General features: G+C 66.1%; 11 protein-coding genes. 3 read left to right on the top strand and 8 right to left on the bottom strand.

The window, feature by feature from the left end; genetic code table 11:
• Positions 1-122: 122 nt before the first annotated feature.
• Genes mnhG through FVD38_RS03340 form a run of 7 tightly spaced genes read right to left on the bottom strand, consistent with a single transcriptional unit; the run spans position 123 to position 7,145 of the window.
• A complete protein-coding gene (mnhG, locus tag FVD38_RS03370; protein ID WP_123068469.1) occupies positions 123-494 on the bottom strand; it encodes a monovalent cation/H(+) antiporter subunit G in 372 nt (123 codons plus the stop codon).
• A complete protein-coding gene (locus FVD38_RS03365; RefSeq protein ID WP_123068470.1) occupies positions 491-769 on the bottom strand; it encodes a K+/H+ antiporter subunit F in 279 nt (92 codons plus the stop codon). The genes mnhG and FVD38_RS03365 overlap by 4 nt, the downstream gene beginning before the upstream one ends.
• Positions 753-1,283: a Na+/H+ antiporter subunit E gene (locus tag FVD38_RS03360; RefSeq protein WP_123068471.1), complete on the bottom strand. Its 531-nt coding sequence runs from the start codon at positions 1,281-1,283 to the stop codon at positions 753-755. The genes FVD38_RS03365 and FVD38_RS03360 overlap by 17 nt, the downstream gene beginning before the upstream one ends.
• The gene (locus FVD38_RS03355) at positions 1,280-2,950 is read right to left on the bottom strand and encodes a monovalent cation/H+ antiporter subunit D (protein WP_147933522.1); all 1,671 of its coding nucleotides are present in this window, start codon (positions 2,948-2,950) and stop codon (positions 1,280-1,282) included. Before FVD38_RS03355 ends, FVD38_RS03360 begins: the two co-directional genes overlap by 4 nt.
• Entirely contained in the window at positions 2,947-3,291 is a 345-nt protein-coding gene (locus FVD38_RS03350; protein ID WP_123068473.1) for a Na+/H+ antiporter subunit C, read from the bottom strand. Before FVD38_RS03350 ends, FVD38_RS03355 begins: the two co-directional genes overlap by 4 nt.
• A complete protein-coding gene (locus tag FVD38_RS03345; RefSeq protein ID WP_187271467.1) occupies positions 3,291-6,203 on the bottom strand; it encodes a monovalent cation/H+ antiporter subunit A in 2,913 nt (970 codons plus the stop codon). The genes FVD38_RS03350 and FVD38_RS03345 overlap by 1 nt, the downstream gene beginning before the upstream one ends.
• Positions 6,204-6,263: 60 nt before the next feature.
• Complete coding sequence (locus tag FVD38_RS03340; protein ID WP_187271466.1) at positions 6,264-7,145, bottom strand: universal stress protein; 882 nt, start codon at positions 7,143-7,145, stop codon at positions 6,264-6,266.
• A 364-nt stretch (positions 7,146-7,509) separates the two neighbouring features.
• Between FVD38_RS03340 and FVD38_RS03335 the strand changes: the two genes are divergently transcribed.
• On the top strand, positions 7,510-9,003 hold the full coding sequence (locus FVD38_RS03335) for a UbiA family prenyltransferase (RefSeq protein ID WP_308616405.1): 1,494 nt from the start codon (positions 7,510-7,512) through the stop codon (positions 9,001-9,003).
• 111 nt (positions 9,004-9,114) lie between these two features.
• On the opposite strand, the gene FVD38_RS03330 is transcribed toward FVD38_RS03335, so the two are convergent.
• Entirely contained in the window at positions 9,115-10,509 is a 1,395-nt protein-coding gene (locus tag FVD38_RS03330) for a hypothetical protein (RefSeq protein ID WP_147933520.1), read from the bottom strand.
• 315 nt (positions 10,510-10,824) lie between these two features.
• On the opposite strand from FVD38_RS03330, the gene FVD38_RS03325 reads away from it, so the two are divergent.
• Together FVD38_RS03325 and FVD38_RS03320 are read left to right on the top strand one after the other, a co-directional pair.
• The gene (locus FVD38_RS03325; protein ID WP_147933519.1) at positions 10,825-11,913 is read left to right on the top strand and encodes a porin; all 1,089 of its coding nucleotides are present in this window, start codon (positions 10,825-10,827) and stop codon (positions 11,911-11,913) included.
• An 83-nt stretch (positions 11,914-11,996) separates the two neighbouring features.
• Positions 11,997-13,148: a serine hydrolase domain-containing protein gene (locus FVD38_RS03320; protein ID WP_147933518.1), complete on the top strand. Its 1,152-nt coding sequence runs from the start codon at positions 11,997-11,999 to the stop codon at positions 13,146-13,148.
• Positions 13,149-13,218: the final 70 nt, after the last annotated feature.

The following is a 13,218-nucleotide window of genomic DNA, read 5'->3' as shown; positions in this document are numbered from 1 at the left end:
GCGGCGCGCAATCTATTTTTCGCGATGTTGTATTTACTCGACGTTGGGGTGCATGAGGGGATGAAAAAAACGGCCTGGAGTATTTCCAGGCCGAGTTCGAGACAGATGCAGATGCCGGAGCGTTACTCGCGTGAGATGGTGTACACCTCGCCCGCGGTGGCGCCGGCGTCGCCCTTCTTCGCGCGCAGGTCGCGGTAGACGGCGGCGCGCATGATCATCATCGCCACCACCGGCGCGGTCAGGAGCACGAACACGGTGATGATGATCTCGTGCACGACCACGCGCGACTGCGCCACCGTGAAGTAGAGCATCGAGGCGATCAGGAGGCTGCCGGCGCCCAGCGTGACCGTGATCGCCGGGCCGTGGATGCGCTGGTAGAAGCTGCGCAGGCGTATCAGGCCGAGCGCGCCGATCAGGATGATGCTCGAGCCCAGGATCAGCAGCAGCGAGACCAGCAGGGCGGCCCAGTCGGGCAGGTGTTCGATGCCGGTCATTCGATGATCTCCCCACGCATCAGGAACTTCGCCATCGCGATGGTCGAGACGAAGCCGACCAGCGCGATCAGCATCGCCACTTCAAAATAAATCTGGGTGCCGAAGCGGATGCCCAGCACCAGGGCCAGCAGCATGCCGCACATCCACAGGGTGTCGAGGGCCAGCACGCGGTCGTGGGCCGAGGGGCCGATCAGCAGGCGGGCGGCGCACAGCGCCATTGCCGCCAGCACGCACACGAGGGCGTAGCCGATCGAGAGTTCAAGCAGGGTCGCCATGGCGGGCCTCCGTGTCGAAGATTTGAATGAGTGGCTGTTCGTAGCGGGTCTTGATGGTGTCGACCCACCACGCGGCATCGTGCAGGTCGAACACGTGCAGCACCAGCTCATGTTTGTCGGGATCGCTCCCGGGCTGCAGCTCGGTCCACACCGTGCCCGGCGTCATATTGATCAGGCAGGACAGCGCCGCCAGGCCGTAGGGATCGCGCATGTCGAGCGGCACGCGGATGAACTGCGAGTTCAGGTTGGCATAGTCGGCGAACAGGATCACCTTGCTCACGTTGAGGCAGGAGCGCACCACCTCGACCGAGGCAAAGCCCAGCAGGCGCAGCGCGACGATGGGCTTGTGCAGGCGCGGGTAGCCCAGCGGGTTGAGGTGGCGGGTCAGGATCGGACCGGCGATGCCCAGCAGCGCGCCGAGCAGGATGTGGCCCGGGTACAGGGTCTGGTTCAGCAGCAGCCACAGGCCGCACAGGGCCAGCGACACGAACGGGTAGGGAAGCCAGCGCGTCATGGCGCCTCCTTGGGCGAGAGGGTCGCGGGCGCGAGGCCAGGCGCGGAGCCCGGTCCGGGCACGGTCGGCTCGGACAGCACGCGGCCGATGTAGTTGCCCGGACGGTGGATGTCGTCGCTGGCGCGGGTCAGGTAGCCGAACAGCGGATTGGCCTGCACCGTCATCAGGACCGACAGCGCCAGCAGGAACAGGATCGGCGCCACTTCGGAGCGGTGCACCTTGGGCGGCTCGGTGGCGCCGCTGGCCCAGAAGGTGCGCACGCCGAAGCGCATCATCGAGATCACGGCGATCAGGCCGGAGAGGATGATCAAGGCCATCAGGACCCAGCCGGACGTGGAGATCGCGGCCACGCCCGACACCGCGTCGACCGGCGGATTGAGCAGCGCATGGAACATGCTGAACTTGGCCACGAAGCCCGACAGCGGCGGCAGGCCGGCGATCATCAGCGCGCAGGCGGCGAAGGCCAGCGACAGGAAGGCCATCGCGGCCGGCACGCCGCGGCCGGTCGGTTCGTCCGGCGCATCCTCGACCGCGAACGCTTCCATGGTCAGCGCCAGCATCGCCGAGCGCGGGGTGCGGATGCGGTCGATCAGCTCGATCAGCAGCAGGAAGGCGGCCACCGCGATGGTCGAGCCGATCAGGTAATAGATGCCGGCCGTGACCAGGGCTGGCTGGCCGTAGCCGATCACCGCCAGCAGGGTGCCGGACGAGACGATCGCGCCATAGCCCGCCATGCGGCCGGCGGTGTCGGTCGACAGCATGCCGGCGGCGCCGAACACGATGGTCGCCATGCCGGCATACAGCAACGCATCGCCGCCGAAGCCGGCGGCGGCGCCCGCGTTGTCCGAAAAGATCAGCAGCCACAGGCGCAGCACGACATAGGCGCCGACCTTGGTCATCAGGACCAGCATCACCGCCACCGGCGGCGAGGCCGCGGCGTAGGTGGTGGGCAGCCAGAAGCCCAGCGGCCACATGGCGCCCTTGGTCAGGAAGGCCAGCGCCAGCACGCTCGCGCCGACCTTGAACAGCGCCAGCTCCTCGCCCGACAGCAGCGGCACACGCGCGGCCAGGTCGGCCATGTTCAGGGTGCCGGTGGTGGCGTAGATCAGCGCGGTGCCGAGCAGGAACAGCAGGGCGGCAGCCAGGTTGATCGCGATGTACTGCATGCTGGCGCGGATGCGCTCGGCGTTATACCCGTGCAGCACCAGGCCATAGGACGCGGCCAGCATCACCTCGAAGAACACGAACAGGTTGAACAGGTCGTGGGTCAGGAAGGCGCCGTTGATCCCCATGAGCAGGAACTGGAACAGCGTGTGGTAATGCACGCCGATCCGGCCCCAGCGGGTGCGGGTGAAGTGCAGCGAGGCCAGGCCGAGCACCGCGGTGAGCAGCAGCATCAGGGCGGAGAGGCGGTCGGCCAGCAGGGCGATGCCGAACGGCGCGCTCCAGTTGGCGGCCAGGTAGATGCCCATGCCGTCCTGCCAGTGGCCGCCGTCGGTCATGAAGATCAGCGCCAGCGCCGTGGCCAGGAGGCCGAGCAGCGAGGCGTAGCTGAGCCAGTACTTCAGGCGGTGCCAGCCCTGCGTCAGCGGGGCCAGCGCGGCGCCCACCAGCAGCGGCAGCAATACCGGCACCAGGATCAGGTGCTGGGTCCAGTGCAAACTCATAATTCAGGCTCCTTGCCATCCACGTGGTCGGTGCCGGTCAGGCCGCGCGAACCGATCATCACCACCAGGTACAGCGCGGTGGTGGCAAAGCCGATGACGATGGCCGTGAGCACCAGCGCTTGCGGCAGCGGGTCGGCCAGCAGGGCCGGGTTGGGCGTCGTGCCGGCGGGCGTGAGCGGCGGGGCGTCGACCCACAGGCGGCCCATCACGAAGATGAACAGGTTGACGGCGTAGGACATCAGCATCAGGCCGGCCAGCACCTGGAAGCTGCGCGGACGCAGGATCAGCCAGATGCCGGAGCCGAACACGATGCCGATGGCGAGCGAAATGACGAGCTCCATCAGAAGATCTCCTTGGCGGGCGGGATGGTGGCGCGCGTGGCGTCGGCCGCCGCGCGGTGGCTGCGCAGCGACTGGTGGGCCAGCGCGACCAGGGTCAGCATGGTGGAACCGACCACCACCAGGAACACGCCCAGGTCGAACATGAAGGCGCTCGGGATGTGGATCTCGTCCAGGATCGGCAGCGTGACGTGGGCGGTATGGCTGGTCAGGAACGGGTAGCCGAGGAACCAGGCGCCGATGCCGGTGAAGGCGGCGCAGATCAGGCCCCAGGCGATCCAGCGGTGCGGCCGCAGGCGCAGGTGCGATTCGACCCAGTCGGTGCCGGCCACCATGTACTGCACGATCAGCGCGGTGGCGAAGATCAGGCCGGCGACGAAGCCGCCGCCCGGCAGGTTATGGCCGCGCATGAAGAAGTAGGCCGCCATCACGCCCATCACCGGCAGCAGCAGGCGCAGGTAGACGGCCGGCACCATCAGGTAGCCGGTGCTGGCCTGCTCGGCCGGCGTCTGGGTGACGGCCGGATCGACGTCGCTGGCCTGCTGCACCGGAATCGCGATGCTTTCGGTGGCGGGGCGGAAGCGGCGCAGCAGCGCATAAACCGTCAAGGCTACAGCCGACAGCACGGTAATTTCACCCATGGTGTCGAAGCCGCGGAAGTCGACCAGCAGCACGTTGACCACGTTCGAGCCGCCGCCTTCGGTGAGCGCGCGCAGCACGAAGAATTCGCCGATCGAGGGCGGCGGGGACAGGCTCAGGACCGCATAGCTGGCGGCGGCGATGCCCAGGCCGCCAGCGACGGCGATGGAGCTGTCGCGCCCGCGCCGGAACCAGGTGCTGACCGGCGCCCTTTGCTTGAGGCCGGCCGGCGCGAAGCGCGGCGGCAGCCAGCGCAGACCGAGCAGGATCAGCACCGTGGTCACGGTTTCCACCATCAGCTGGGTCAGCGCGAGGTCGGGCGCCGACAGCCAGACGAAGGTAATCGCGGTCACGATGCCGGTGCCGCCGACCAGGGCCAGCGCCACCAGGCGGTGGTATTTGGCGCTGTAGGCCGCGCCCAGTGCACAGCCGGCGCCGATGATCCACAGCACCGCGAACAGCGGGTCGAGTGCATGCACGCTCAGGGTCGGGATCGCCGGCAGCGGATCGACCAGCAGCAGCGGCGTGGCCACCATGATGGCCATCAGCACCAGCATTTGCGGTTGCAGGCGGCGGGTGCCGGTCCAGCGGATCAGCGTGCTGGCGCCGGTCGACAGCGCCAGCATGGTGTTCTCGTAGGCTTGCGCGCCCTTCAGGCGGTGCAGCACCGGCACCTGGGTGCGCTCGCGCAGGTCGTGGCGGCGCAGCAGCACCCAGTACAGCAGGGCGCCCAGCAGCAGCGCGGCGCCGCTCATCCCGAGCGCCAGGTTGAAGCCGTGCCAGATCGCCAGGTCGTATTCCGGCATGGCGCTGCCCAGGATCGAGCCCGACGCGACGGCCAGCACGTCGCCGACCACGCGCTCGGGCATCACGCCGACCGCGATGCACAGCACCACCAGGCACTCGACCGGGAAGCGCATCCAGCGCGCCGGCTCGTGCGGCTCTTGCGGCAGGTCCTTGGACAGGCGGCCGAAGAACACGCTGATGAAGCGCAGCGAGTAGGCGACGCTGAAAATGCCCATCGCCACCGCCACATACGACAGGGTCCAGTCTTCGCTGCCGCCCACGTGGGCGGTCTCGGCGAAGAACATCTCCTTCGACAGGAAGCCATTCAGCAGCGGTACCCCGGCCATCGAGGCCGAGGCCACGATCGCCAGCGCGGCCGTCACCGGCATCGCCTTGCGCAATCCGCGCAGCACGCGCATGTCGCGGGTGCCGGTCTCGTGGTCGACGATGCCGACCGCCATGAACAGCGAGGCCTTGAAGATCGCGTGGTTCATGATGTGGAACACCGCCGCCACCACCGACAGCGGGGTGCCGATGCCCAGCAGGCAGGTGATCAGGCCCAGATGGCTGATGGTCGAGTAGGCCAGCAGCCCCTTCATATCGTTCTGGAAGATCGCGAAGAACGAGGCCAGCACCAGGGTGGTGGCGCCGGCGCCGAGGATGAGCCAGGTCCATTCCGGGGTGCCGCCCAGGGCCGGGTACAGGCGCGCGAGCAGGAACACCCCGGCCTTGACCATGGTGGCCGAGTGCAGGTAGGCCGACACCGGGGTCGGCGCCGACATCGCGTGCGGTAGCCAGAAGTGGAACGGGAACTGCGCGCTCTTGGTCAGCGCGCCGAGGGCGATCAGCACCAGCGCCGGCAGGTACAGCGCATGGGCGCGGATCTGGTCGCCGGCCGCCAGCACCGCCTCGAGCTCGTAGCTGCCGACGATGTGGCCGAGCGTGAGCACGCCGGCCAGCAGGCACAGGCCGCCGGCGGTGGTGACGGTGAAGGCCATGCGCGCGCCGCGGCGGGCGTCGATACTGTCTTGCCAGTAGCCGATCAGCAGGAAGGACGTCAGACTGGTGAGTTCCCAGAACACCACCAGCTGGATCAGGTTACCCGACAGGACCACGCCCATCATGGAGCCCATGAAGGCCAGCATGTAGGCGTAGAAGCGCGCGACGGGGTCGCGCTTGGACATGTAGTAGCGCGCGTACAGGATCACCAGGAGGCCGATGCCGAGCACCATGATCGAGAACAGCCAGGCCAGGCCGTCCATGCGGATGATGATGTCGAGGCCGAACATCGGTAGCCAGCTGTGGCGCGATTGCAGCACCTCACCGGCATCGAGGGCGGGGAACTGGGCAATGGCGAAGATGAGGGCGGTCAGGGTGAACGCGCCGGCCGCGATGGCGGGACGGTTGCGTGACCCATTGGGCAGGCAGGCGGAGACGAAGGCGCCGGCGAAGGGAAGAAGGACGAGCAGGATCAGTGGCAGTGAGGTCATCGACATCATCCTTCGGGGCAGTGCGACATATAGCGGCGCGCGCAGAGGCGCAGTGCGATTTTAGGTTTTCTCATTCTCATCATCTTCTCCAGGGCGCACAGGGGGACGTACAAGCAGCGTGTCGCACACGACTGCCTGCAGCAGGTATTCACTGCGGCTACCGGTCAGGAGGCGCATCAGCGCCGATTCTTCATGCAGGCCGAGCACGACCAGATCGATACTATTATCCACTACATGGCGCGCAAGCTGGGAGGCGGGTTCGCCTTCGCCGATTACCGGGTCGACCAATTCACGCGCGCCGGGCGGCAGCGCGCAGCCGTCCAGGAAGCGGATCAGCTCCGCGTGCGGTGGCGCATCCGGCGCCAGGGTGTCGGCGTCATGCGCATGGAACACGGTGATCCGGCGCCCGGGGAACAGGCGGGCCGCGGTTTCCAGGGCCAGGGCGGCGGCCGGCGTGAAGTCGGTGGCGACCATGATGCGGCGGTAGGGGCCGCGCACGCGCTGGCGCACCACCAGCAGCGGCTGCGCCAGGCCGCGCGCCAGTTTCTCGACGGTCGATCCGAGCAGCAGGTCGCCCAGGCTGTCGTGCTGCGAGGCGCCGGCGACCACGATGGCGCCGGGCAGGGTGGCCGCGCTGTCGAGGATGGCGGCGGGGGCCGGGCCGGTGGCGAAACGCTGGGCGACCTGCAGGGACGAGCCGGCGAACTCGCGCGCGAACTCCTCGCGCGCCGCGCGTTCCTGGTGTGCGCGGCCGGCGTCGCCGTCGAGCCATTGGAGTACGTCGCCGGGCGCCTGCGGTGCGTCGTGCACCGTCAGGACCACCAGCGGTATTGAAAATTCGTCGGCCAGCTGCTTGGCGCGTTCCAGGGGCCGGTCGCAGCGGGCGCTCAGGTCCGTCGCAAGCAACAATCCGGGGGGCGTAGTCGGGCTAGGGTCTGGCATGCGCCGCCTCATGGAAAGTCTTCTCGGAAGGCGACACTCTACCGTAGTTGACTACCTGACTACAACGCGTTTCTTCAGTTATTTTGAATTTACTTCGTATAACTCCGGGTGCAGTGCAGCATTCTCGCGCATCGTCGACCCCGAATTCTGGCACAAGCTGGCGGTCTCGAGCGCCGGCGTTTGTCGTGGATGTCGCGCCACCGCCACCGGTTCGTACCGCGCCTTTGGCGCCGTGCCCGTCGGGCTCGAAATCGGATCATTTTCCTGAGGGAAACCTGTTGTTAAATATGCTTAGCTTCAAAAAAAGAAAAATCAAGATTTGTTGAACATGCATAATGTTAATTGTTTGATTTTTAATACTTTCATGACCTCCGCCCAACTCAATATGAAGCCGCACGTCAATTTCTCTAATGAGGATGGGCCGTCTTGCCGCACCAGTGATCTTCCGCTCGTCGTCGATCTGGACGGGACGCTCACGCCGACTGACACGCTGTTCGAATCCGTGATCATGCTTATCAAGCGGTTCCCGTTGATGGTGCTCCTGCTGCCGTTCTGGTTGATGCGTGGGCGGGCAGTGATGAAGTCGCGGATCGCCCATTACGTCCAACCGCGGGTGTCTTCTCTACCATTGCGACAGGACGTCGTGGACTTCCTGGTCGCCGAAAAGGCGCGGGGACGGACGCTGGTGCTGGCCACGGCCGCGCATCACAGCATCGCCGACGCCGTCGCCGCACGGCTGGGGATCTTCGATGCCGTGCTGGCGACGACCGACCGGGTCAACCTGAAAGGCAAGCTGAAGCTTGCGGCGCTCCAGCAACATTATCCGCAAGGCTTCGTGTATGCCGGTGACTGCAGCGCCGACTTGCCGATCTGGGCGGCGGCACAGGGGGTCATCCTCGTCGGCGTACCTGCCAGTGTCGGCAAGCGGGTCCGGAATAAACACGCCGTCGAACGCGAATTCGTCGCCAGCCAGCGCGGACTGGTCACCTGGCTCAAGGCTCTGCGGGTGCATCAGTGGGCAAAGAACCTGCTGCTGCTGGCGCCGCTGTTGACCGGCTTCGTTTTTCTCGAATCCGGGTGGATGGTGCCGATGATTCTTGCAATCGGATCGTTCTGCCTGGCCGCTTCGGCGACCTACCTGGTCAACGATCTGTGGGACCTTGACAGCGACCGCGCCCATCCGCGCAAGTGCAAACGGCCATTCGCCGCAGCCAGTATCGGCATCGCCCAGGGACTCGGCGTCGCTGCGTTGCTGCTGCTCAGCGCTTTCGTCATGGCGGCGCTGGTCTCGGCCAGCTTCGCGGGCATGCTGGCGCTGTACCTGGTGTTGACCAGCGCCTACAGCTGGTCGCTCAAGCGCTATGTCTTGATCGATGTGATCATGTTGTCCGTCCTGTACACCCTGCGCATCGTCGCTGGAGCGGTGGCGCTCGACCGTGCGGTCAGCTCATGGCTGCTAGCGTTCTCGGTGTTTGTCTTCCTGGGGCTGGCCCTGGTCAAGCGCTGCTCGGAACTGGTCTCGATGCAGAAATTGAACCTGCACGCAGCCCACGGGCGTGATTACCGTATCGCCGACCTCGTGGTCCTGTGGCCATTCGGCTGCGCCACCTCGGTGGCGGCGGTAGTGGTGTTCGGCCTGTTCATTTCGGCGCCGGAGACGGTGGCCCGCTATGGTTCGCCGGAGTTGCTCTGGCTGTCTGCATTGGGACTCGTTTACTGGCAGGCCCGCATGTGGATCAAGACCAGTCGTGGCGAAATGCATGACGATCCACTCGTGTTTACGATCCGCGACCAGGGCAGCCGCATCACCGTGCTGCTGATCGTCGCGAGCTTGCTGGCGGCGCATCTGATTGCCTGACAATAGCCGGCTTCGTGACCGATGCAGTGAGCCAGGATGTGTTTCGCCGCATCGCCCGGGGAGTGGCCGGCGCTGGCCCGGCACATCGAATGCCGGGCCAGCGCCGGGTGGTCAATCCAGCAGGTTGCGCTTGACGAACGCACAGGTATTGCGGTCCAGCATCTTTTGCGTCAGCGGTTTTCTGGCTGCGTCGTGCAACTGCGTGACTGCGCGCTCGAACGCCGCGGTGTTGTGCAGCACATTCACCGCCAGCAGGCAGGCAAGGATGGGGATGGCCAGGCGGTATCGGCGCACCCAGGAGGCGCCCAGCGCCACGCAGATGACCATCATGAGCAGAGGCAGGAAACTGCCCGAGTAGAGGAAGGTCTCTTTTCCATACACGGAGTGCAGGGCCAGCAGGAAGGCGAGGCCGCCCAGTACCGGAACCGCAAGCAGGGCGGCCGGCTCGCGCAGCGACGGGCCATCCCCGGAAGGGATCGTGCGTAATGCACCCTTCAATCGGCGTGCGAGCAAATAGAATCCCTGCACATACAGGATACCGAGCAGGATCAGTCCCAACGTCGGGATGGCGTCGAACTGCATCGACGCATGCTGCACCGTCAGCGCGCGTTCGCTGCCGCTGGCGACTTCTCGCACCTGCGGAAAAATGAAACTGCCGCCCAATACGATCGTCAGCACTTCGCGCGCTCGGGCCGGCGTCAGCTCGCGCATGAACTCGGATTCGCCCTGGAGCGCCGTTGGAAGGAAGAAGATGCCGGAGGAGGGAAAGACCAGGCGCTGGGCCACCACCAGCACGGCGACCATGGCCACCGCCAGCAGGACTGCCCATACGACGCGCCGCGGCTTGATCGCCTGAATGGCAATCAGGACGGCCAGTGCGATGTTCGAGATCGTGACCGCGAACGCCAGACCGATACCGGCCGCCCAGTGCCAGGTAAGCGATGGCTGCGTCGTACTGCGCGCCAGCATGTAGAACATCAGCGTCAGGGCGGCAAAGGTATATGGATAGCTTTCGGCGACCGTGAACCAGGTCATGACCGAGGCGCTGGTGGACGCGACCGCAACGAGCATGACCGCCAGCACGACCGGCATCCCCAGCGCCCGCACACCCAGATACAGGAACAGCATGCCGATTGCACAGACCAGCGCGATTTGCATGCGCATGGCCAGAATGAGGTCGACTCCCAACTCATGCAGGAAATTGGGGAGTGGCCAGACCAGCAATGAAAATAGTGGATGGACCTTGTTGCGCCAGTGGTCGTTCGCAAGTGCATCGACCGACTGGCAGATATAGCGCGGAATGTCCCCATCAAACCAGAAGTTGTCGACGCCGATGCCGAAATAGGCGGGAGAGATCCTGTCCGTGAGATAGAAAATCCAGGCGAAGACCGCCCAGAACACGAGGAAGGGTAGCCCGGACGTCAGGTTGCCGGTTCGAGATAAAAGCGCATCGCTGTGTGTACCAGGAAGTGAGTGCGCGTGGCCGGTGTCGACTTTGGAGGGCATGAAGGAATATTTCAACCGATAGAGAGAATATGAGTGTGGACAAAAATCGTGTCACATATCCAACGAATAATAGTCGATCGACAATAGTTGGTGGGTACTCGCGTACCCGATTTCGTGCATTTGCAGCATAACGTTGTGCCGATCCAACTGACGTCTGTTCCAGGTGTGACGACGCGCGTGCGACCGCTGGCCTCCTGGCTCGCTTCGCGCCGTCATGCGGCGTTGCGCCACCACTTTTTGGGGGGGCGTCATCCCCACGATCAGGGATAGCCGAGGCAGCATCCTTCATCGACAATTCTGGCAAGGAGGATGTTGATGAGCAAGTGTTTATGTCGTAGCGCGCTGATGCTGGCGGCCTGCGCCGCCAGCGCCCAGGCGCAGACCCAGGTCCAGCTCTACGGCCGCCTGAACGCCTCGGTCGAATACGTGAAGGCGTCCGCCACTGCCGACGGCCCGCGCCTGAGCCAGCAACGGGTATCGAACAACCGCTCGGTGCTGGGTTTTCGCGGCAGCGAAGACCTGGGCGGCGGGGTCAGCGCCATCTTCCAGGTCGAGGGCACGCTCTCGCTCGATACCGGCGCGGGTGAGCTCGCGCGCCGCGATACCCGGGTCGGCCTCGATGGTGGCTTCGGCACGCTGTTCGCCGGTCACTGGGTTACCGCCTACAACGGCGCGACGTCGGGCCTCGACCCCTTCTACCCGACTACCGCCGGTTATATGAGCATCATCGGCAACGGCGCCGGGGCAGCGGTCGACAACGTGAACAATCTGTCTTCCTTCGACCGGCGCCAGGCCAACTCCATCCATTACTGGAGCCGGCCCTGGAAGGGTATCGGCCTGCGCCTGACGCACGGCCTGGCGGAAGAACGCCCGTCCAGTGGCGCCAAGCCATCCCTGACGTCGGTCGCTGCGGTCTATGATCAGGGGCCGTGGTATGCGACGCTGGCCCACGAGCGGCACCACGAATACCAGGGGCCGGGATTGCGCGACAGCGGCACCAAGCTGGCGGTGGCGCGGCGCTTTGGCGATACCCGGGTGGCGCTGCTGGCCGAACGCCTCGAGTACGAGACGCCTGCGGGCGGCCTGGATCGCAACGCCTGGTATGTCTCGGTCACCCACCAACTCGGCGCGCACGGCCTGCGCCTCGGGCTGGCACGCGCCGGAGACGGCAAGGGCGCCGACGGCAACCGGGTCGGCTTCATCCGTGGCGGCGCGGACACCGGCGCCACCCACGTCACGCTCGGCTACGAGTACACGCTGTCGAAGCGCACCGCCCTGCATGCCTACGTCACCCACCTCGACAACGAGGCGAACGGCGGCTACGACTTCGCGATCAACAGCCTGGGCGCGGCGCCCGGCGCCACCCTGAAAGGCGCCACGCTCGGGCTGCGCCACGCCTTCTGATCCGGACGATTGTCCGGCGCCGATACTGGCGCTACACTTGGTTGCCCCGTCGCCGATACGGGAATTCAGCCAAGGAGAAGCCGATGAAAGCGCTGTTGGTGGCAGTCGTGTCGCTGTTCCTGGTCAGCTGTTCGAGCGCGCCGAGCGGGCCCGACCCGGGCTTCTCGGACCGCGACGTCGAGGCCCTGATGGCGCGCGCGAAGGTGGTGGGGCTGGCGCTGGCGGTGATCGACGAGGGCCAGGTGGTCAAGGTCGCAGCCTACGGCAAGCGCAATCTGGAGCGCGACCTGCCGCTGCAGCCAGACACCGTCATGTACGGCGCTTCGCTGACCAAGACCGCCTTTGCCTACATGCTGCTGCAGCTGGCGAGCGAAGGTCGGCTCGATCTCGACGCCCCGCTCACGCGGCTGCTGCCCAGGCCCTTGCCCGACTACCGGCTTGGCGAGCGCCGGGATTTCAGCGACCTGGCGCTGGATGAACGCTGGCGCCAGCTCACGCCGCGCATCCTGCTCACGCATGCCGGCGGCTTCGCCAACTTCCGCTGGCTCGAGCCGGACGAGAAGCTGCGCTTTCACTTCGACCCCGGCGCGCGCTATGCCTATTCGGCCGAAGGCATGTACATCCTGCAGCTGATCGTCGAGCAGGGCCTGGGGCTCGATGCCGACCGCGAGATGCAGGTGCGCGTGTTCGACCGCCTCGGCATGCCCAATACCGCGATGCGCTGGCGGCCGGACTTCGCCGCCAACCTGGCCGACGGCTACACCATGGAGGGCAAGATGGAGCCGCACGACCAGCGCAGCGCCGTCACCGCCGCCGGCTCGATGGACACCACGATCGCCGACCAGGCCCGCATGTGGGCGGCGCTCGTGCGCGGCGACGGCTTGAGCCCGGCGTTGCGTGCCGAGATGGTGCGCCCGCAACTGCCGATCCTGAGCGCCGGCCAGTTCCCGACCCTGGTGTCGCGGCCCGGTACGCCGGTACCGGGGCTGGCCGCCGGCCTGGGCGTGGTTACCTTCCAGGATCGCAGCGGCGCCGGATGGTTCAAGGGCGGGCACAACGACAGCACCGGGAATATGGCGATCTGCCTCGAGGCGCGCCGGCGCTGCCTCGTGATGCTGTCCAACGACGTGCGCGCCGAGCGCATCTTCCCCGAGATCGCGCGCCTGGCATTGGGCGAGAACGACATGCCGTGGCGCTGGGAATATGGCTGGTACGGGAGCGCGGCGCAGCCCTGACGGTTTGCTCCTGGGCACCCGTGCCCTCCTGAAAAGTCGCGGCTGGTAGCATGGGCGGGTATGCAACCAT

It is taken from the genome of Massilia arenae (genome assembly GCF_008014745.1).
Taxonomy (GTDB): domain Bacteria; phylum Pseudomonadota; class Gammaproteobacteria; order Burkholderiales; family Burkholderiaceae_D; genus Telluria; species Telluria arenae.
This window is presented reverse-complemented; position numbering and strand designations above follow the sequence as displayed.

Coding starts and splice junctions, on each gene's coding strand:
- mnhG (WP_123068469.1), bottom strand. CDS start 494: ATGACCGGCATCGAACACCTGCCCGACTGGGCCGCCCTGCTGGTCTCG.
- FVD38_RS03365 (WP_123068470.1), bottom strand. CDS start 769: ATGGCGACCCTGCTTGAACTCTCGATCGGCTACGCCCTCGTGTGCGTG.
- FVD38_RS03360 (WP_123068471.1), bottom strand. CDS start 1,283: ATGACGCGCTGGCTTCCCTACCCGTTCGTGTCGCTGGCCCTGTGCGGC.
- FVD38_RS03355 (WP_147933522.1), bottom strand. CDS start 2,950: ATGAGTTTGCACTGGACCCAGCACCTGATCCTGGTGCCGGTATTGCTG.
- FVD38_RS03350 (WP_123068473.1), bottom strand. CDS start 3,291: ATGGAGCTCGTCATTTCGCTCGCCATCGGCATCGTGTTCGGCTCCGGC.
- FVD38_RS03345 (WP_187271467.1), bottom strand. CDS start 6,203: ATGACCTCACTGCCACTGATCCTGCTCGTCCTTCTTCCCTTCGCCGGC.
- FVD38_RS03340 (WP_187271466.1), bottom strand. CDS start 7,145: ATGCCAGACCCTAGCCCGACTACGCCCCCCGGATTGTTGCTTGCGACG.
- FVD38_RS03335 (WP_308616405.1), top strand. CDS start 7,510: ATGACCTCCGCCCAACTCAATATGAAGCCGCACGTCAATTTCTCTAAT.
- FVD38_RS03330 (WP_147933520.1), bottom strand. CDS start 10,509: ATGCCCTCCAAAGTCGACACCGGCCACGCGCACTCACTTCCTGGTACA.
- FVD38_RS03325 (WP_147933519.1), top strand. CDS start 10,825: ATGAGCAAGTGTTTATGTCGTAGCGCGCTGATGCTGGCGGCCTGCGCC.
- FVD38_RS03320 (WP_147933518.1), top strand. CDS start 11,997: ATGAAAGCGCTGTTGGTGGCAGTCGTGTCGCTGTTCCTGGTCAGCTGT.